Annotated in this window: 13 protein-coding genes; 3 read left to right on the top strand and 10 right to left on the bottom strand. The window is 39.8% G+C overall.

The genetic code is table 11. The annotated features are described in order from the left end of the window. Nucleotides 1-128: 128 nt before the first annotated feature. The 8 genes from AAW12_RS16255 to AAW12_RS16220 form a co-directional block, all read right to left on the bottom strand. The gene (locus AAW12_RS16255; RefSeq protein ID WP_231585286.1) at nt 129-1,652 is read right to left on the bottom strand and encodes a SusD/RagB family nutrient-binding outer membrane lipoprotein; all 1,524 of its coding nucleotides are present in this window, start codon (nt 1,650-1,652) and stop codon (nt 129-131) included. Nucleotides 1,653-1,675: 23 nt separating this feature from the next. Then, complete coding sequence (locus AAW12_RS16250) at nt 1,676-5,014, bottom strand: SusC/RagA family TonB-linked outer membrane protein (RefSeq protein ID WP_046674717.1); 3,339 nt, start codon at nt 5,012-5,014, stop codon at nt 1,676-1,678. A 3-nt stretch (nt 5,015-5,017) separates the two neighbouring features. Further along, nucleotides 5,018-5,974 carry a FecR family protein gene (locus AAW12_RS16245; RefSeq protein WP_084823210.1) on the bottom strand — a complete coding sequence of 319 codons (957 nt, stop codon included), beginning with the start codon at nt 5,972-5,974 and terminating at the stop codon, nt 5,018-5,020. 56 nt (nt 5,975-6,030) lie between these two features. Next, nucleotides 6,031-6,585, bottom strand: a complete 555-nt coding sequence (locus AAW12_RS16240) for an RNA polymerase sigma-70 factor (RefSeq protein WP_046674715.1) — start codon at nt 6,583-6,585, stop codon at nt 6,031-6,033. A gap of 292 nt (nt 6,586-6,877) precedes the next feature. Next, nucleotides 6,878-8,461 (bottom strand): DUF3843 family protein, encoded by a 1,584-nt coding sequence (locus AAW12_RS16235; protein WP_197084064.1) that lies wholly within the window; start codon nt 8,459-8,461, stop codon nt 6,878-6,880. Between the two features lie 273 nt (nt 8,462-8,734). Next, a complete protein-coding gene (locus tag AAW12_RS16230; RefSeq protein WP_231585285.1) occupies nt 8,735-9,535 on the bottom strand; it encodes a tyrosine-protein phosphatase in 801 nt (266 codons plus the stop codon). Between the two features lie 175 nt (nt 9,536-9,710). Further along, entirely contained in the window at nt 9,711-11,681 is a 1,971-nt protein-coding gene (locus tag AAW12_RS16225; RefSeq protein ID WP_046674713.1) for a hypothetical protein, read from the bottom strand. Between the two features lie 90 nt (nt 11,682-11,771). After that, nucleotides 11,772-12,476, bottom strand: a complete 705-nt coding sequence (locus AAW12_RS16220) for a hypothetical protein (RefSeq protein ID WP_053003757.1) — start codon at nt 12,474-12,476, stop codon at nt 11,772-11,774. A gap of 488 nt (nt 12,477-12,964) precedes the next feature. Between AAW12_RS16220 and AAW12_RS16215 the strand changes: the two genes are divergently transcribed. Together AAW12_RS16215 and AAW12_RS16210 are read left to right on the top strand one after the other, a co-directional pair. Continuing rightward, nucleotides 12,965-14,569 (top strand): DNA/RNA non-specific endonuclease, encoded by a 1,605-nt coding sequence (locus tag AAW12_RS16215; protein ID WP_053003756.1) that lies wholly within the window; start codon nt 12,965-12,967, stop codon nt 14,567-14,569. A 64-nt stretch (nt 14,570-14,633) separates the two neighbouring features. After that, entirely contained in the window at nt 14,634-15,293 is a 660-nt protein-coding gene (locus tag AAW12_RS16210) for an HAD family hydrolase (RefSeq protein ID WP_046674712.1), read from the top strand. Between the two features lie 132 nt (nt 15,294-15,425). On the opposite strand, the gene AAW12_RS16205 is transcribed toward AAW12_RS16210, so the two are convergent. Together AAW12_RS16205 and AAW12_RS16200 are read right to left on the bottom strand one after the other, a co-directional pair. Further along, nucleotides 15,426-16,934, bottom strand: coding sequence for an alpha-L-fucosidase (locus tag AAW12_RS16205; RefSeq protein WP_046674711.1), 1,509 nt, complete (start codon nt 16,932-16,934; stop codon nt 15,426-15,428). Between the two features lie 182 nt (nt 16,935-17,116). Then, nucleotides 17,117-18,724, bottom strand: a complete 1,608-nt coding sequence (locus AAW12_RS16200; RefSeq protein WP_046674710.1) for a beta-N-acetylhexosaminidase — start codon at nt 18,722-18,724, stop codon at nt 17,117-17,119. A 479-nt stretch (nt 18,725-19,203) separates the two neighbouring features. Between AAW12_RS16200 and AAW12_RS16195 the strand changes: the two genes are divergently transcribed. Next, nucleotides 19,204-21,438: a glycoside hydrolase family 2 protein gene (locus AAW12_RS16195; RefSeq protein WP_046674709.1), complete on the top strand. Its 2,235-nt coding sequence runs from the start codon at nt 19,204-19,206 to the stop codon at nt 21,436-21,438. Nucleotides 21,439-21,530: the final 92 nt, after the last annotated feature.

Raw genomic sequence — 21,530 nt, 5'->3', positions numbered from 1 at the left:
TTGTCTCTCTACTAAATTCAATGGTCCACAGCGAATATATTCATTCGCTGTCGTTTTTAATGTAACGTTTTTAACAAAAATCCCCGCAAACGATTGATTTCATTTGCGGGGATTGTTTTTCCAAAGGCTTATTTCAAAAGCCACATCAATTGGTTGATTTCATCCTTACCCCCATATTGACGGGCAAGCGCTTCATCCAGATTTTGCCCGTTATAATTGTATTCTGTAGAAGGATAACGCCAACGAACAGGTATCTTGGTCGGGTCATCCGCATTCAAACTGGATGCTGGATTGATTTTCCATTTTGGGTAACCTGTACGACGATAATCATAGTAGGGATTTATTCGTCCTTGCAAGAAACTAGCTAAATACTTTTGCGTCATAATTGCCTCAATTTGCCCTTCTTTAGCTGTAGGGAATTGATCTCCATAGGAAGCAATAGCGCTGGCGATATAGGCCCCATCCAATGGCATATTATGTGTGTATTGGCTCGTATTTGGGGTATTGTCCGCAATGAATTTCATCGCTGCTTCAATGCCTTTTTTATACCAATTGACCGAAGACTCTGTAACCCATCCTCTTGCAGCTGCTTCAGCAACCACAAAACATAGATGCGCATAGCTATATTGTTGTGTCGGTTCGCCACTTACGAGCTCGGTATAGCGGTCATTCAATTTAGAATAATCGTTTTTCTTCTTTAAGTCCGCAATATCCCCAAACGCCAAGGATGGATCAATACCAACATATGCATTGAAATCACTCACTTGTTTGCCATTGGCAATTTGTAAAGCTGACGGATTTGCATAGAAAAACAGCCTTCTATCTTGATATAGCTTCAAACGGTCTATAATCTCCGTAGACACAACGGGATAAATAACGAAACTATTACTGATCTTATAAAAAGGATAGGTCTGGCCACTTTTATCCGAACGTACCAATTGAAAATTATCGACATTCGAAGTGAATATAGGCTTGTTCGTTAGAATCGATTGAAACCGTCCTTTTAAATTCAAGTCCGCATCAGCTTCCTTCTTGCTCAATTGAATCAGTACATTTAACGCAAAACTGTTGACTAGTTTTCTCCATTTTGTTATGTCTCCGCCATACAAGGGATCACCCGCAAATTTTGCTCCGCTTGCAAAGAGCTGGTCTGCTTTCTCCAGCTCGTTCAGTATGCCTAAAAAGACCTCTTTTTGCGTATCGTATTTTGGGAAATATGTTTTGTCTGATTCCCCTTTTAAAGCTTCTTTGTAAGGCACATCACCTACACTCATTGTCGCCTCATAAAATTTCACAGCTCTGGCAAAATACATTAACCCATTGTAGGAATTTGCCAAAACATCTGTTGCGGCGTATTGTCCCATGAAGTGAGCATCATTGATTGCGTTCATGGAAATACTTCCTTCACCGAATCCATTATATTGATACCCCTCAACCAATTCCGTCCATGCAATCTCCTTCGTTAACAAATAAGGCTGCATAAATGATTTCTGAGTGGGCTGGTTCGCTAAATTCAATATGATACGGGTCGCTAGCATGGAAGAATTCACTTGTACAGGAGTTTCAGGATTCGTGTTTATCTCATCAAATTTTGAACAACTCGCCAATGAGATTAAACTCCCCAAGGCGATATATATACACAATTTTTTCATTTTCATCTTAATTTTACTGGTTTTTAGAATGTTACATTTAAATTAAAACCTATGTAACGCATAGATGGTGAGTTCAAATCTTCTGAACCTACATCTGGATCGGAAAAACGATATTCCTTTGTCCAAAGAAGCAAGTTCTGCCCAGTAACACCTACACTTGCACGTTTCGCTTTAAATTTAGAGGCTAATTTCTCAGAAACGCGATAATTGAGCGACAACTCACGTAGTTTGATAAATGTCTCATCCCAATAATTTCGTCTACCTGAATACGCCGATTTCCAATAGGTTTCATAAGAGACTACTTTGTCATTTGGTGCAAACACACGCGTATCTTCGGCAATCTGACCATATTTATCATATGTAACTCCACCAGAAACGATCTTAACACCAGGGGCGACAAAAGTTTTGTTTCCATTAACAACCTCTTCATAGCGATAAGGGTTATCCGAATCCGGGTGAGCCCCTGTCTGCCATAAACGGGCGTTCATACCTGAATAAGACATTCCTTTTATTCGACCGTCGAAACTCAAGGATAGTGAAAAATCTTTATAGCGAAATTGATTTGTCAAACCACCAAACCATTTTGGTGCAGTATAACCAAATAATTGAGCAGCATATTTTGCAGATATCGGCATACCGGAGGCATTATTAACGATTTGTCCATCGGGTGACAGCTCCCAATCCTTTACTGTAATATAGTCTGTTCTAGCCCCTTTTTTAACATATAATGCGTCGGCAGAATATACGGGATCAAGCTTGTGATAGAATTCTAAATTCTGAGACATATTTAAAATAATATCCCATTGAAAATTTTCTTTTTTTATTGCAGCTGTACCCAAAGTGATTTCATGACCTTTCGTCATCTTTTCCTCTTGTGTGTTAATTAACCGTGAGGTAAAGCCTGATGAGCCCGAAATGGTCGCATAAGTTGTGACATTGTGTAAAAGACGATAATAACGGGTATAATTACCATAGAATCGATTTTTCCATAGCCCAAAATCAAAACCGAATTCTGTTAAATCTCGTTGCGTCGGTGATATGGAGTAGTCCTTGATTGAATTCGGATATGAAGCCGTCGGCAATCCATCCCAGACATTGTTGCTAATTGTAAAGGCCTGATTTATTTCATATGGAACTGGCACCGTCTTCGTGACAGCCCAAGACCCACGTATCTTAAACATATCTAACCAAGTCGGTTTATTTGCTATTAAATCACTTACGACAACACTACTTGAAACAGATGGATAAAAATAGGAGCGCTGTTCTTTGGATAAAGCCGAAGACCAATCGTTACGGCCTGTCGCTTCTACAAAAACAGCGTTACGCCAGGAGACAGAAAGTCGTCCGTAAGTACTGTTGACCATTTCTTTTGTTTTACTTTCAATAGTCGACACTGGGTCAATTGAGTTTCGAAGCGAGTAAAATCCTGGTATCGACAAGCCATTAACCGTCGTTGCTGTAACCACATTATCACGTTTATAAAAAAGTGCGCCGCCCAATAATCCGTCGAAGCCAAAATCACCAACTTTCTTTTTCGCTGTAAAGATTACGTCATTTGTTGTACTAAAACCATCCTGATTTTGCATCCAATACTTTCCTTTACTGTCAAAGCCTGAATATCCACCCCTTGTACCATAAATGCCCATTGGATTGCGTTGCTCTCGTCTTTGTCCATAATAATCATATCCTGTACGTACCATAAGTTTCCCCCAATCAGAAACCTTATAATTCAAGGTCAAGGCAGCGTTCATTTTATTAACCAGCTCAGGGGTAACCTTCTCATAAGCCGTCAAATACGGATTATCATACCAGGCTTTATACATCCAATTCTGCGATTGATCTTTAATCAACCAATAATCTTTGTAATCCTGTAAATTATATTCAGGCCCAGTCCACACGAGAATATTGTAAATATATCCCTGATCATTATATCCTGCGCCAAAATTACTTGTTGCTGAACGACGGTTGTAGGCAAGGCGTGTTTCTATATCAACTTTTTCGCTAATCTTAGTCTGCCCAGCGACAGACATGTTTGTCATATTGAGCTTTTGGTTTGGATACTGTCCTTTGTTATAGATATGATTTATCGATGTTCTAATACTTCCATGTTCACCCTGGTTGGTAAAACTAACGGAGTTATTGGATATAAATCCCGGCTCAAGAAAATTCTTAAAATTGTCCTTGCCACGGGAAAGCAATTCCATCTCTTCCAGTTGTTTTGTCAGTGGATTCCATTGCTTGGCTGTACGCCCAATATCCAGTTTATCTCCCCACACATAATCATCATTATTGAACTTTCCCCCTTCACCTGAAGAGTATCCATGTTGTACCTCCGGCAAAGCCAGGTAACCCGAAAAAAACATGTTGTTGCTATTAACGGAGATTTCCGTTCCTTTTTCCGCAAGTCCCTTTTTTGTCGTAATCATAATAGCCCCACCGGCCCCCATACTTCCATACAAGGCCGTTGCGGTTGCTCCTTTCAGCACGTTCATATCTTCGATATTATCTACCGGCACATCACGTAGGGTGAGATTTTCATAAGCAACACCATCGATCACTAAAATGGGCGTTAGGCCCCTTACTTGAATTTGAGGCGTACTGTTAAACTCCGTACTGTTCAAAACACGTACACCTGAAATACGTCCCGTCAATGTGGTTCCTACATCAACCCCCTTCACACGCGTCAGATCATCTCCCTTAATACTTTGTGTTGCGTACCCCAGTGCTTTTTGTTCCCTCTTTATACCCAACGCCGTTACAACCACTTCGCCAAGCTCTTCGGACGATTTGCTCAACTTAATGACATCAGCGTTTGAAGCGGAGACTTCGCTTGTCTGATAACCTATATAGGAGACCAATAAAATGGCATCATCTGCCACATTTACAAATCGAAAAATACCTTGCTGGTCAGTCGTTGTTACTTGTGTGCTACCTTTGACACGTATAGTGACTCCCGCAATAGGCTGCCCACTTTCTTGATCGACAACCTTACCACGGATCTCTTTGGCTGTGTTCGAAACTGGCTTTTCGTTTTTCATCCTAGTATCGCTACTGGTTTTTCTCGAGATCACATAAAGCTTCTCATCAATTTTTTTGACCTCAAGATTTCCGTCCGAAATGGTCTGGATAAATTGAACAATTTGTTCCTTTTTCAATTTGTCAAGGTCAGCGGCTTCATTGATCTTTTGGTTCGAGATCGAAGCGTCATAACCAAATTTGACATTGAATTTCTGTTCCATTCGTGTGAGGATTTTCCCGATTCCTTCACTGCTAGAAAATTGTGAGGCCATGGTTTGAAGCGCAAGCGTTTGAAATAGCAAAGCTCCACCCATGAGTTTTAAATAGTAATTGGTTCTTTTCATAAATTACTTTTTATGGATAATTGTTTGATTAAATGCAGTATTAAGCATCTTGAGCGATTTTTCCAAGTCACTGGCTGGTAGATAACCCGTGTAACTTTCAGTCCGGAAAGAATCGATTAATTCAAGATGACTTTCCGGATAAAGATTATTGAGATCGGCTACGATTTGCGTAAGTGGAACCTGATTAAAGGACAAAAGATCACTCTTCCAGTTCGATGCCCTGCTCGTATCCGCCTTGGCTACATCAAATTGTTTTTGTCGCACATCATAGGCAACTCTTTGACCGGGACTAACAAATGAATATTGTTCGGCACGCGAAACGCGTACTTTACCATGATTTAACACTAATATGCTATGTTTCGACGAACAATTTAGATTGAAGGCCGTTCCCAGTACACGAACATCAAAATCGCCAGAATTAACAATGACAAAAGGTTGTTCAGGTTTTTTGACAACCTCAAAGAAAGCTTCTCCTGAAAGTTTTATGCGACGTAGACTGTCTGTGTTAAAATTAGACAATAGCTCTATTTGAGCCCCCTGACGTAATGCCACCTGTGTGCCATCAGGAAGTGTGAGCCTTTTGACAAACTTTGTTGGATTAACATAATGTACGAGAGCCTGACGGGAAACCATTCTTCCTTCTTGACGGGTCAAATGAAATAAAACTGCAAAACCAATGAAGAAAAGACTCGCTGCAACAGCTATTGTCGACCTTTTTCTCTTCCAAATAGGTATTACACGCGTCGTCAATGGCGTACCTGTAATCGTAAAGAAGATATCTTCAGAAGTTGTTTTGTTCAGTTCACAATCACGCTCATCCAACGCAACGACTTCCTCCACATCTGGAAGCTCATCCTTGTCGCAAGAAGTCAGTAAATCAAGAAATATGGCGTTTTCCTCGGGACCAAGTTCTCCCTTAAGGAATTTTTTATATAAAGCAGCTATTTTGGAATTCATCATCTATGTCGGTCTTTAAATACATATACGTATCTAAAGGACACGAAGACGATACATGTCTAAAATATTTTTAGAAAAATCAATAGGGCTATTGAAATCTCAAAATGATCAAGAATATATTGCCGGACAAACTTATTTCCCTTAACCAATTGATCACGGACAGTATTAACCGAAATACCAAGTCTATCTGCTATTTCCCGATTGTCTAAAAACTCCTCCTTACTCAAAAGAAAAATTTCAAGGCGCGCTTTTGGGAGTTTTGAAATGGCCTCACGGTAAACGCGCTCCAGATCTTTAAACCGAATAGCTTCCTCATTCGAATTGTCTATTAAATTAGCCTGGTTAATATCCCCAACCTGAAATTGGAATCTGACCTTTTGTTTCCGTAATTCGTCAAACACAAGGTTTCGCGCAATCGTATAAAGGTAAGATTGCGGGTTTTTACTTCCATCTAATTCCGTCCATTTTTTCCAAATTCGCGAGAATGTTTCCTGGACCAAATCTGCCGCCGCCGCCTCTTCTTTCAGATGCAAATAAGCATATTTATACACTTTATCCTTATACGACAAGAAGAAGGTTTTAAAGTCCAGGGCATTGTTGTTTTCAATAGGCATTCCTCATCAGATATAATTGATCCTACAAGTTTAGTTAGAATTTTTTGAAATATTCCAATGAAATACGCAGGATCTAAAGGCAAACCTGCTACCAACACAATGCTTAACCATTTAATTATAATTAATATATATAAAATTAACGCTCTCGCATGAGAAATACAGGCGACAAAAAACCACTCTTAAATCTAGAAGTACTCCAAAAACAGCGACACCATAGCTGTCGTATTGCATAAAAAGTCCCATCACATAGAAGCAATGGGACTTTTTTGTATCTCTTAAGAAATTAAGCCATTTATTTTAACAACGGAAATGGCCCCAAGAAGTAAGTTCCTCGTTTGTAAAAACGGAGGAAAAAATCAAGTACAGCATCATTCAACGGAAAGAAGAACTGTTTATCTACCTCCGCCTTAAATAGGTTAACATAGTACTTCGGCAATTCGCTTGGAAAAAAATCTTCAACCAAAAGATTCAAAAAATACCGCGCATAAGGCACCTCACTTTGATCATCTTTCTCCACAAACTTGTTATTCTTTAATGGAAAAAATTCCGCTATACCACCAAAAACTTCCAAACCCGTTTTTGGATTAAAGAATACCGTAACTTGGGCATCTTCCGTAAGATCCAAATTTGATTCCGGAAGTGGAGACTCTTCTTTACTCGGATATTTTTGCTGATATTTCTTAAAGAAATCCGTTGCAAATTCCTTCACTTCCTTTCCTTCCATAAACGCAACGGCCGCCTTATGCTCCGACTGGAACAATTTACCCATATCTTTCAGCTGCTTTTCCGTTTTCTTCAAGCTCTTATCCTTACCATTCAAGGCTTCAATGCGATAAGTCATCTCATACTGCTCAGGTAAATCAAAATTTATTTCCTCGGCATTGACAACGGTCATGATTCCCGACAGGTTCCATGCATCTTTCCAAGGCACAATTTCCATATAAAAAGATAAGGTTTCTGTCGGTTCAACAAATTGCTGTATAGAGTCCTTGAAGATTTTAAATGCAGTCTTTGTACCAATATGTTTTACATGCACATAAAGCTCATCCGTTTTAACGAATTCGAAAAAGCTATTCATACGATTACCTAATGTCTTGACAATATCATGCAGACGGTGCTCTTTCCCGATCACCGCAGCGACAAATTCAGATGCCTTCAATGCATATAGATGCAGTCTATAATTATTGAAATGGTTATCTCTAACCCGATAGATCATCTGTTGTAACTGATTCTGATCGTGTTGATATCGCCCTATTTCCGCAACCTGCATCAGATGATTGAGATTGGTATTATATTCACCTGCTGTCAGGTAATTTGTAGCGACAAGCTTTTCAATAAAATTGCGGACTTCGAAATAGTTGGCTCCTTCATCCAAAACATATTCTAGCTTTAACTTTTCGTTTTCAGGAGCAACTTCATAATGTTCTTCCAGAATCGCATAAGCTAGATCAGTCACCAACTGGATCAAACGCCCACGAGGATCGATAAATAAATGTGGATTACGTTCACTGAAAAACAACCAGGTCAATACAGCAACATCTTCGCTATTAATATCCTCAGCATAATAATCTGTTAGGTCATTATCCGCATGAAAAGGTAAAAGTTGATTGTATAGTTCTGTATGGATCGTTCTAAAAGCAGCAAAAATCCCTGTTTTCGCAATGACGTCTTCTAAGTAACATGTTAAATAGATACTTAATGTCTTTAAAGCATCGGTATGAATGAGTTCATTGGTTTCTTGCTCCTCAAACCATAGTGTCGATAAACTATCATTGATTTCATTTGCGACACGTAAGTAGTAACTATCTATCTCGTTTGTTTTTTGGTAAGTATGGTGTGCTATCCAGTCTTGAATAAAAATTCTGTTTCCTCTCATGTGAAAAAATGCTAAAACCAAAAGTAGCCAAATTTTCGAAATATCCATACGGGTAAAACACAAACGCAGGCGAAAATAATCTATATCAATCAGGGTGGCCACAAACAACAAACAAGCACTCAGGCATTCCTTGTAAAATTTTAAAATACAACCTCACGGCGGTTCAGGCTAATCGGATTAAAAGTGGGTGATGTCTGTTACGATACAGAACAACTGTCACAAAAAAAGAGATACCTAAAAGGGTATCTCTTTCTATAATGAATAGTTTTAATGTTAGCCTGTAGCAATCACATTCTTATTATTTCCTAAATGATCCTGCAATGTCGGATTCAATATAGTGCATGTTTTGAGTAAATCACGCACAGGATATTTAGCCACCACATCCTCCAGCGCAGCTAAATGCCGCTCGTGGTGCACGTCTGTCCCTACAAAATCATACATTCCAGACTTAATCATTGTCAAAGCTGCAGACTTTACCTCAACACCATAATACCGACTGATCGATAACAAGTTCAGCTGTAACATACAACCGGCATCTTTGATCTGTTTATACATGTTAAAGTTATAATGATAATAGTTATAACGTTCCGGATGTGCCAAGACAGGCTGATAACCGAGCTTTTGTATGTCCAATATGGTTTGAAATAGTGCCTTGGACTCCTGCAAATAAGACATCTCAATAAGCACATAACCTCCTGGCATAACACATAGCTCATTCGCCCCAATGAGGTTTGCAATTCCGTCATCAATCATATGCTCAGCAGCGGCATGAATCTCGGGTATATTTGGAAGACCTTTTAGACCAGCTAATAGCTTGTCCCTAGCAGCTTCAATCGTACGAATCGAATTTGGATGCACGCCATCCATAATATGCGGTGTACAGATAAATTTCTCGAAGCCCATTCGTCCAAGTCCTTTCAACAATGTCAAGGATTGTTCGATAGATTGACTTCCATCATCAATTCCAGGAAGGATATGGTTATGCATATCCACTTCCAAGAAAGCCAGTTTACCGACAACCTTTACTTTTGAATCCTGAGTTTTGTTTCCAAACAGTTTTGAAAATATCCCCATATTGTGATGTATAAATCGTTTAGTTTGTCTATTTATGCAGTGAATTAAATGTCAAAAGTACCATAAACAAGTTAAACGTCATTAATATTATTTTAACATTATGAAAATATAACCATAATATTACAAAAGAAACCGAAACAATAGTGCAACAAAATTGTTTTTGAGCCCTCTTTAGTTACTTTTTATTTAATTCCGCCATAATTTGATCCAGTAAGTAACTGATCGCACCCTCGCTCGTCTGCGGCAGTCGTGTCGACATTTCAACCTCAGCACGGTTGCCTACTACACCCTTGGAAGTAATCGCTGTACTGCCATATTGATTGAGCTGCGCCACCGTTGCTTCCCATTGTCTTCCCGGTGTTACGCCCATTTCCTTTAACATACCCGGTAGCTTTTGCAGATCAATGGCTGCAGACATCTTATTTTGCTTCATTAGCTTTGCAAAATCTTTATTTAGGGGCGCATTCATCCTGTTCTGACGGATATCGTTCAAAGACAGCGAATCATTACTAACCATGACCAGGTCTTCTTTTAAAAGAACATATATTGGAAAATCCTTGGCTTTTTGTTTTGAAAACGCATAAATACCGTCATGAACCTGTCCGACTTGCTTTGAAACAGCCATTTCTAAGCCTTTTTTTATCAACCGTTGATCCTTCGATGTGAACATCCAAATAAACACTGGAAGCGTTTCTTCCTTCGTCTTTTTCACTTCGGTTGCATTATAATCATCGTCATAGGTGTAATCAATATAGTCTTTTTTGAACTTCCGAAGACCATTTACGACGACCAAGTGGTCTCCTGGCATCACCTCGGCAATGGCCTTTTCATCTAGCGCTATTTCGAGAGCCATCAATCCCCATTCCACAACGTCCTGTTGAGGTCCCAATAGACCGCTATAATATTTTGCCATATAAGCAGGCATCTCTTTTAGATACGCCTCCGAATTAATGTTCACATTAAAAAAACCTAAGGTTTTATCCGTTAAATATTTACTGAACTTCGAATTGGGTTTTCGCGCATACATTCTCTTGGTCATCTCAGCAAGGTCCCTATCTAAACCCACAGATCCCTTTAATTTCAGCACATTGCCCTCTTGCACTAAATCCAATAGACCGTCTTGATATCCCGTCTTGAACTTATCCAGTTTGATTCCCATATAATAGTAAGGAAGAGAGGTCGTATAAGGCAAAAGACCACGGTACAAATCCTCTACACGAGGAACATACAATCGAATAAGCCCGAGGTTCTTTAAAACCTTCTCCTGATCTGCAATTGACAAAGACTTATGACTCCCTGAAACCAAACGGGTAATTTCGTTCAATAACCATTTATCGCGTAAGCCGTTACGAATCGAATCGTTTTTCCGATTTTGATCTTCATAGGCCGTATAAAGTGAATCATAATAACTAGGATCATGTATTTCTGCCGCTTCATCCATCGCAATATCAGCAACAGGAGGCAGTACTTCCGTAGCACCTACTATCGTATCAGGCTCCGCAGCTATAGCAACCGGTGGAGATACCGGCACCGCTAGATTTTCATCTGCATCCCAGACTACCGCAGCAGAATCCATTGCGGCTACAGTTGTATCTGCCCAAGCATCTTCGTCATCAGCTGGACGCGCGACGTAGTCCACCTTTTTGATTCCATAACGACTAGCTATTGAATCATTGTCCAAAAAGGTGGTATTTGTCGTCGCCGAAACAAATCGAGCGATTCGATCGTTATATACCAACATACTCCCCGACTTGAGGCCTATGCTCGTATAGCCATTTGCAAATGCCTTGGGTTCACCCGCCTCATGAAGCAGTTTCTCAAATTGCCCCTTGTTGTTCAAGGAAAACATAAATTCCGTAAAACTGATACTATCGGTTTTTCTGGTATAAAAATAGGCTGTCTGGGATAGGTCTACCCCCAAATTTTTAATATCATTGTTCGCTGAAATTCCCGATTTCTCAAAAAAACCAGTCTTCTGAAGTAACTCGTTCAGTTTATTAGCATTTGCTTTCTGCACAATATCTTTCATATGGAAAGCTGCAATCATTTCTGCATCCTCGGGGATTTGTTTGATCAAGTCCTGCGCCTTTACAGTTGTCCCAAAAGACAAACAGGCTAAACCTAGCAGTATAAATTTTGATTTCATCGTATAAATAATTTTTCAGCTATACCGAACCTGCTCTATAGAAGCGCTTTCAGCAACTAAATGAAGTCCCGGTTTCACCAATGTTATAGGTTATTTTGTTAATGTGATTTTATTTGCCAAGCTCGATTTACCATAGACCAAATCCATAAATGGTAGTTTTAGCAAGACCCCTTTCTTATTTCCGGCAACCTTTGCAAGACTGTTTGCCTGAGATACAACCGGTTTTTCAAAACGTACAATCTGCGTATAGAATGCGTCCGCAAACTGAGTTGTATTATCGCTTCCCAGTTGATTAAATTTTGCTTTCCAGTCAGCAGAAGCCACAAATTTGCGTTCAAATACATGGCTTTGTGCATTATAATAATAGCGGTTTGAATTCGATATCTTCGTTTTAAACCGATTTGCCAATATATCCGAAAAGGCGTTCAAGGATTCTATCTGGCTGAAATCACAGGAGATATTAACGATATAATTGGAAAAATCTGTGCTGTACTGTACATTAGAAATTCCTTTAGTTTGTTTGAGTAGCTGAACAGCAGATCGAATCTCTTTCTCCATGTCCGCTTGAGAAGGTATACGGATTCCTTTAATACTTTTCATTTTCATTAAAGAAGACACCTTGGTTTTACTTTTACTCAAATTTAATGTGGCGGCAATATGTCCAGAACCGTCTGATTTTAAATCGATCTGCTCAACAAAATCAAAGCAGCTCGATGCTGTCAATACCATGACAACAGCACAGATAATCACATAAAATCTATTCAATTTTCCTTTTACTTTAAATACTTCTTCCATTACAGCAGTGTAACGATTAATAATTTGTCAAATCAATATATGTTTTGACATGAACAGCAAACATTGTGCTATTTTTTTCTTATTGACAAATTTATTAAAAACGAAAATGCATTTTACTACCTGATTTCAGGGAAAATGAAGACAATCGACACCTTGCTCTTATTTCTTCCAAAAGGTATTAAAAGCGTTAGCCTACCACTACGCATCACGAGGATAACAGGAAACTAAATGATTTTTTATACAAGTATGTAAAATATTTGCTGGCAAATATTTTTATGAATGATTATTATTGTCTTAACAACTGTTTGAAAAATGCGAAATATACATCCAATGAGACGCTATAAAAACCTAAAGAGTTACTAAAAAATATCTATCTCTAGATCAATTCAGTACAGATCTTACAACCAGTAGCACTGAAATATAGCTACGATTTATAGTCAACTTGCCTATTTTTGCCTTCACTTTATCAATATACACGAGCTATTCATATGACGAACAAGACCAAAGCGATACCGGATCAAAATATATTCCGGATAGCTTACTTTATAATTGCATTGCTTACTTTTAACTCCTGTCAGAAAACGGAAACTAGAATTGACCGAGCAGCAGTACAATTTACCCCTACTATTGTTGGCCAAATCAATACACAAACGACAGAGAGTTCCTGGAATAAAAATGATCAAATTGGTGTATATATGTACAGAGCCGACCAACCTTTGGCAGCTACGTCGGTTATCAACCAGGTCCAAAATCACCCCTTCACTTTTAACGGTTCGCTTTTTCAAAGTAACAGCCTGGTTTTCTTACCCGATGAAAAAGTGGACTTCATCGCCTATTATCCTTACAAATCGCTAGCTGGCTTTCAATACCCCATCAATGTAAGTGACCAGTCCAACCCGGCAGCCTTAGACCTGATGTATGCAAACAATGCCAAAAACATCGGTAAAAACAACAATACAGTACCACTTATTTTTGTACGACAACTGAGCAAAGTCAACATTAAGCTATCCATAACCAATACAGCCGCATTGGAAGCCAATCAGATTATCGTAAAAATGCCAGCGATAAGCATCCAAGGAGGATTCGATTTGACAACAGGAAAATTGACTGTTAATTCAACCGAAAAAAAGGATGTGCAAAAAAAGGTATCACTAAATACCAATAAAACCGCTCGTATAGAATTTATGCTACTTCCTGGCGAAGATATCACAGGAAAGGCCATTAAGTTTATTGCCACTAATGGCGATACCTTTACCTGGACAATACCCCAAAATCGGGATTTAAAAAATTTAACAGCCGGAAGCCAATATAGCTTTGATATCAACATTGACAATGGAAAACCAAGTGGCGGGATTGGTGAATCACAAGCTTATCTGGAAATACCCAAAATGAGTAATCTCAGCAGTGATGAGGTATTTATACAACATTTTATGCCCGACGCAAGCGACAGCAGAAATTATGCGATGCTATATGACAAAAAGCTAAAAATGGCATATTGGGTTGCATACCCCTTATACAGCAGTGTGCTAGGGTCAGGCAACCGTACGGATGCCTGGGGTTACGATCCTGCCGTATCAACAGCATTTCAACCCAATCTATTTAAGGGATTTCAGCCAACAGGGTACGACAGAGGGCACCAATTGCCAAGTGCAGACAGAAATCTCAATATTGCTCAAAATAAAACAACATTTTATTTTACCAACATGACAGCACAGGTTTCACGACTTAACCAAGGTATTTGGGCAAACCTGGAAACGAAAGTCAGAACCTGGACTGCACAGTGTGACACGATGTATGTCGTAACTGGCGCAATACCTAAGACCGGTACCGAAAACAGCCTCGATTTTGCGCAGGACAACGATGGAAAAGATATTGCCAAACCAAAATACTATTTCAAAGCCTTGGCAATGAAAAAAGGAAACGAATATTATACCATTGGTTATAAGATTGACAATGTCATTCCACCTTCAGGAAGCACGTTCGAAAATTATAGGTTAACCGTAAGCGAACTGGAAAAAATAACTGGATTCACTTTTTTCCCCGATCTAAATGATACACAGAAAGGAAATATAAATACCGCCATTTGGAAATAATTAAACTCCATTTAATCTCACTATTCTACCATGGTTCAATCGCAATTTTTACTAGATTTATCAAATGAAACTTATCATATTTGATCTGGACGGAACACTGCTAGATACATTACAAGACCTGGGGGACAGCTGCAATGCTATTCTTGAACAGCATGGATATCCAACGCATCCACTCGTTGTTTATAAGAAATTTGTAGGCAATGGCGTACAGAAACTTATCGAAAGGGCATTGCCCGAAGAAGCACGAACGGCAGAGACGATTACAGTCTTACTTGGAGCTTTTAAGACCTATTATGAACAAAAACCTGTATCGCATACACGTCCTTACCCGGGAATTGTATCGCTGCTTCAAGAACTGAAGTCCTTAGGTTACCTCATCTCCGTAGCGTCCAATAAATACCACGAGGCAGTCATCCCGCTTATGCAGCAGTACTTCCCCGATATTCCATTTGACCTTGTCCTGGGCCATCGCGCTGGTCATCCAGCCAAACCCGATCCCGCAATCGTCCTAGATAGCCTCGAGACATTAGGTGTCAACAAACAAAATTGCCTGTATGTCGGTGATTCATCGGTCGATATGGATACGGCCAATAATGCCGGGGTAACAGCAATAGGTGTTACTTGGGGCTTTCGCGATGAAAACGAATTGAGACAACACGGGGCAAAATACATTATCCATACCCCAAGCGAACTCCTTAATATTACAGCAACAACGCAGATATAACAGAAAAACGGCACTTTAACCGATAGCGATTTAAGTGCCGTTTTTATTAGATCCATCCTAATGTCGTTGATTCGGTACCATTGCTATTGGCGATCCGATGAAATCAGGGAAATTTACTATAGTGTCCTAAGCCTACATTTTTGCATCCATTAGTTGCTCACGCTGTCCTTTTGGATGACCAAGTTTCATTTTTATAACAAAAGCCTTATTGGCAACAAATGCGTCTGGAAGTACAATATCGTAGTACGTATTCTTATCCAGGTCTATGCCGATTTCAGCTTGCTTTAAAACCAAGGTTTGATCATTTTGAAGTAATGCTGCCGTTACCGGAACCGTTGTTGCATTCTTCGGTACAGCAATACGGACAATATTGTTGACCGGGCGATTAAAGACCGTAAGATAGAGATTATCCTCCTTTTTGGTAAAATAGCCCAATTTAGATGGAGCCAGCCCCGCATGCCGAACACCATACACGGCCTCTCCGTTAATCTTGATCCAGTCACCGATCTCTTTCGCCAGTTTATCCTCTCCCGGATGCATCCGACCATTTCCGTCCGGACCAAAATTCAACACGAAATTGCCGTTCATCGATACACAGTTCATCAACATATCGATCAAATCGTCGGATGTCTTTGTATAAATACCCGACCAATCTTTCATGTAACCCCAGCCATTGGGAGGTATCGTCATGACACAATCCCAATCACGTCCTTCCAACCATTCAAATTCTTTCGGCATTTTGCGTTCCCATCCTTGCTCATAATCCCCCAGCATATCGCCATTCGAATCGAAATGTCGTTTTCCAAATTCATCGTTTCGAAAACGGCTACCGATGATTAACCCCGGATGCTTCTCGCGGAGTTCCTTTTCCAGTTTATAGGTAAAGTCATAGGACTGAATCCAGGACTGATCCCAGGTACCATCAAACCAAAAACCTTTTATCTGGGGGTAATTTTGAAGAAGCTCCAATAATTGATTACGGGTATACTCTAAAAACTTGTTGAATTTTGCCTTTTCTTCCGGTGTAGACGGCGCCTTTCCCATATAGTTTGAATTATTCCATTCCAAGATCGAAAAATACAAAAATACATCTATACCTTCGGCTGTGTAAGCGTCTACAACCTGCTTGACAATATCTTTTTTATATGGGCTTTTCTTAATGGTATAATCTGTGTATTTCGAAGGCCATAAGGCAAATCCATCATGATGTTTGGTGGTAAAAATCAGGTATTTTGCTCCCATTTCTTTAGCCTGCTTAGCCCATAGCTTTGCGTCAAATCCTTTGGGGTTAAATTGCTTATATAAATTATCATAGGTGTTTTTCCAGTCCTTCGGTGCCGTAGGTCCACTCCAGGTACGAATCCATTCGGAAGCGGCCGCACCTTTTCGAGCACTTACCCCTTCCCACTCATTTCCTGGAATAGCATAGAGACCCCAATGGATAAACTGTCCTAAACCATAGCTACGAAAACGTGCCATTGCCTCATCGGTTCGATGCGCCGGTGTTAAAGGCCCATATTTTACCTCAATTCTTTGCTCCACCTTTTTGCGTGGACCAGTCCATTGGGCAGAAACAGTTTTCCCGGCCAATAGCCCTCCAGCCAACAGCATGGTCACCATCAATCTGTTATAGCTTATCATATTTTATCTAATTGTTTTATTACAAAGTTTTCATTTGTTCTTTTCATACGCATTCATGCAAAAGCACAAGCTTTCACATCTGCATTATGCTTCTAAAAAATCTACAGTATTTATTTCACTCCAAAAGATCTGACATCATCATTACCGATTACACCACTCCCCGTCAAAAACAAATCACTGATCTAGTTGGGACTATCAATATACTGTTTGTGTGCTTTCTTCATAACGACCGGTTCGGGATTACTGTCCTGAAATGGATCAAAGTAATAGAGCCCCTGCTCGCGATACAGCGCTAAATGCTGCTTCAACACATGTGAAAACTGATCAAAATTACGTTGCTTACCAGGTGTCCAGGCCGCTTCCGCCAATGCCGCAATTCTCGGAAAGACGAGATAATCCAATCGATTGGTATTCGTGACGGTTTCAGTCCATAGATTAGCTTGGATGCCCAATAGCTGTTTTCTTCGACCACCTAAACTGTCCAGCTGTTCGCCTGCAAAATTGTAAACATCTTGAATAGGATTAAACCCTTTGCCCCATTTCCGCCCATACCGGTGATTTTCCTGCTGCACAAAATCGAAATATAAAGGTAACCTGGGGGTAAGAATAGCCTGATATCCTTTTTCCAAAATTTTGTTGAGCTGTTCGGGTTTATCATGGCGCCACCACATCATCACAGTTTGTGCCTTGTTCAGTTTTGCGTCTACCATCTCATCCCAAACAATAATTTTTCCATTTATTCGGGCCACGGAATCCGCCATACGTCGAATAAAATACGCTTCGACCTCCTTATTCGATTTCAGTCCTTCCGCCTTTTTTAACTCCTGCACCTTTAGATCATTATTCCAGGCATCGCTACCGAAAGCAACCTCATCTCCACCCAAATGAATGTAAGTCGAAGGAAAAAGTGCTTTTACCTCGCGCAACACATGGGTTAAAAATGAATATGTCGTATTATTTGCTGGGTGAAAAGTAAAATCAGGGTGTTTTTCATTACCGCCGCCAGATAAAAATGGATACGCACGATTTGCCGCTGTTGCATGTCCAGGCATATCAATCTCAGGAATGACCTCAATATTACGTTCATCCGCATAAGCAATAATCTCACTGATATCATTTTGTGTGTAATACTGTACTTCGGCATAGGGATCGAAATAATTGCCTATACCTCCTATTTGAGTCAGCCAGGGATAACGTTGTATACTAAGACGCCAGGCAGGCTCATCCGTCAAATGCCAATGAAACTTGTTCAATTTATAAAACGCCATCCAGTCCAACAATGACTTTACTTTTTCCTTCCCAAAGAAATGTCTCGACTCATCTAACATAAAACCACGCCAGGCAAATTGTGCTTTATCCTTGATGTCAACAGCATCCAACTCACGCTGATCCCCTTTCTGGGCTGCAACGGACAACAGTTGGTCTAAACTTGAAATTCCATTGACAAGTCCCGATTTATCTGAAGCGTAGATTCGAATTTGAGTAGGATCTATCTGCAGACGATAGGCTTCATGTTCAAGTGTTTTATCCCAGCTTACCCTAACTTGGGCTTCATCGACCTTGGTCACAGCATAGGCCGAAATCCCGAAACGCCCAAGCAGGAGCTTCTTGAAATATACTATCGTGGGATCAAAATATGGGTCGCTTATAATACCTATATTTCTACCTAGGATAAATTTCCCCTTCCGCGCCTCCTGCTGCTGCGGACGTGGGATAATAGCAACCTGTGCTTCCACAGACTGCATCAGCAAGAATAGCAAAAGAAATGTTCCTGTTAATCTATGTTTCATTCGTTTTATAGTTTTTTTCTACTCATCATAATCCTTCTTCTTTCACTCATCAGATTAAATCTGCTCATGTAAAGGCATTTGTCTCTGAATGGGTTCAATCACTCATTTTTGAACCTGGTTTGAGTAATTATTGACCCACGATAGCCAATGCACAAAACAAAATAAGTGCGAAAACCCATCATATGAACGGTTTACATTGGCTTCGTCTATATTTCATCCTCTAATACAATGGTAAAGAATTTATTATTTATTACAGTAGTCCATGTATAGTCAATCGTTTGCGCAAGTCTCGAAAACGTTGTAGTGAATGAACGCAACAAAGCGAATAAAGAAAAAACAACAATCAGCAACAACATTTTAATCACTTTTAATTAAAAACAAGCTCAAATAGCAGTTTTCCCGATGATAGTCCAATTAGTCATTATCATTTTGTTAGCTATATTTGAAGACATAAATACAATATCCTAAGTTAAAACCGTATGATAAAAAAGATATTTTATACCTTAATCTTTATTGGAATACTGCTATTGAACGTACAAGCACGAACCGTAGTTCCATTTAATACCAGCTGGACTTTCAAAAAGGGGCCTTTTTCTACGTCGACACTAGATTATAATCAACTATTTGAAGGGAAATGGCAGCTTGTCAATTTACCGCACACCTGGAATGCAAACGATATGCAGACCAAAGAGATTAAGTCTGGTAGCTTAGGAAAAAATGAACGCTTTTATACCGGCGACGCTTATTATCGTAAGTCATTTGTGCCCGAAACAGCATGGAAAGGCAAACGCATTTTCATTCGATTTGAAGGAGTCAATACCAACACAGAAGTATACGTAAACAATCAGCCCCTTCCGACCAAAGAAGGCAAGAATGAAATTACCTATGACAATACACAACGCAATGGAAATTATAACTTCGTGGGCAGACATCAGGGCGGTTATTCCGCATTTGTATTCGAACTGACCAGTATGCTCCAATTTGGGAAAGAAAACGAGATTTTAGTGAAGGTAAACAACGAGGCTACCCCACAGGTCATTCCCGTCAACCATACCCTTTTCCCAATGTATGGCGGTATTTATAGACCAGTCGAACTTATTGTAACCGATGAAATCAATATTGCGGTAAATGATTTTGCAGCCAAAGGAATCTATATTACGCAAAAAAATGTATCCAAGAAAACAGCTGACGTTGCCGTAAAAATAAAAATAGACAACAAATCCGGAAAAAAACAGCCTATTGAATTACTAACAACGGTTTTCGAAAAAGACGGATCGATCAAAGCCAAACAAAGTACGCCCTACACGTTGCTACCACAGGGCCGGCAGACCGTTACACAACAAATTATGGTCAAGAGCCCGCATTTATGGCAAGGTTTAGATGATCCCTATCTCTATAAGGTCGTCACGCAAATCAAAAAGAATGGCGAGGTTATCGATGAGGTGACAGCCCCCCTTGGCCTTCGTAAATTTGAGCTACGCACAGGAGAGGGATTTTTCCTGAATGATATTAAATACCCCTTACATGGCGTTTGTCGCCATCAGGATCGTCTGGGAAAAGGATCTGCCCTGAGCAATGCAGACCACGACGAAGACCTCGCGATTATCAAAGAAATGGGCGCAACATCGATTCGACTGGCACACTATCAGCAATCCGAATATTTCTATTCAAAATGTGATAGCATCGGCTTGGTGATCTGGGCCGAAATACCCTTTGTCAATCGTGTAAGTACATTCGAAGAGAATAATGCACAACAACAATTGAAAGAATTGATCCGACAAAACTTCAATCATCCATCAATTTACATTTGGGGGATGCACAATGAGGTGTATACACCGTCAGCCTATACGATCGATCTGACAACCAAATTAAACGATCTTGCCAAATCTGAAGACCCAGATCGCTATACTGTTTCTGTCAGTGGATATAATGTTATCAACCACGCCGTCAATAATAACGCGGATGTACAGGGTATTAACCATTACTTCGGCTGGTATAATGGCGAATTGGAAGACAAATCAGACAAAGAAGATGATGTCGCCTCCTGGGCTAAACGTATAAGTGAAGAATTCAAAGATTACCGGATTATCTTTTCGGAATATGGTGCAGAAGCCATTCCCGAAGACCAGGCGGAAGAAGTTGGTAATTTTGGCAATCAATGGAGTAATCCTTCATTCTTCCCTGAAGAGTATGCCACAAAATTTCATGAGATCCACTGGGGGGTAATCGCTAAAAATCCGATTTTCTTAGGTTCCTATGTATGGAACACCTTTGATTTCGCAACACCAGTTACCGGTCTTAATGTCAATCCCAGAAATTATAAAGGTCTGGTGTCCTTTGACCGTAAATTGAAGAAAGATGGTTTTTATTGGTACAAAGCCAACTGGAGCAAAGAACCGGTGTTATATATCACGCAGCGACGCATGATCAACAGAGGCAATGAAATCACCCCTATTACCGTTTATTCGAACAGAGGAGAGCCAACATTGATTATCAATGGACAAACGATCAAAGGGGCCAAAATTGGCCAGACCAATGTACATTACATCTTCGAAAACGTGAAGCTAAAACAGGGTAAGAATACTGTTGAAGCAAAAGTAATCCAAAAAGACGGTAAGGTATTAACCGACACAATTGAATGGAACTATGACCCCACATTTAAGCAAGGACCATCGGGACCAACAAAATCGAAAACAGAGCATGTAGGTCTATAATTACATTAGCAAAATAAGTGACAAAAAACAGGGGTAGCTTTTAGGCTACTCCTGTTTTTTGTTTTAGGATATATCTCCCGTCAGTTATAGTG

This window comes from Sphingobacterium sp. Ag1 (assembly GCF_000988325.1).
GTDB lineage: Bacteria > Bacteroidota > Bacteroidia > Sphingobacteriales > Sphingobacteriaceae > Sphingobacterium.
Note: the sequence above shows the minus strand (reverse complement) of the source record. Positions and strands in the feature narration are given on the sequence as shown.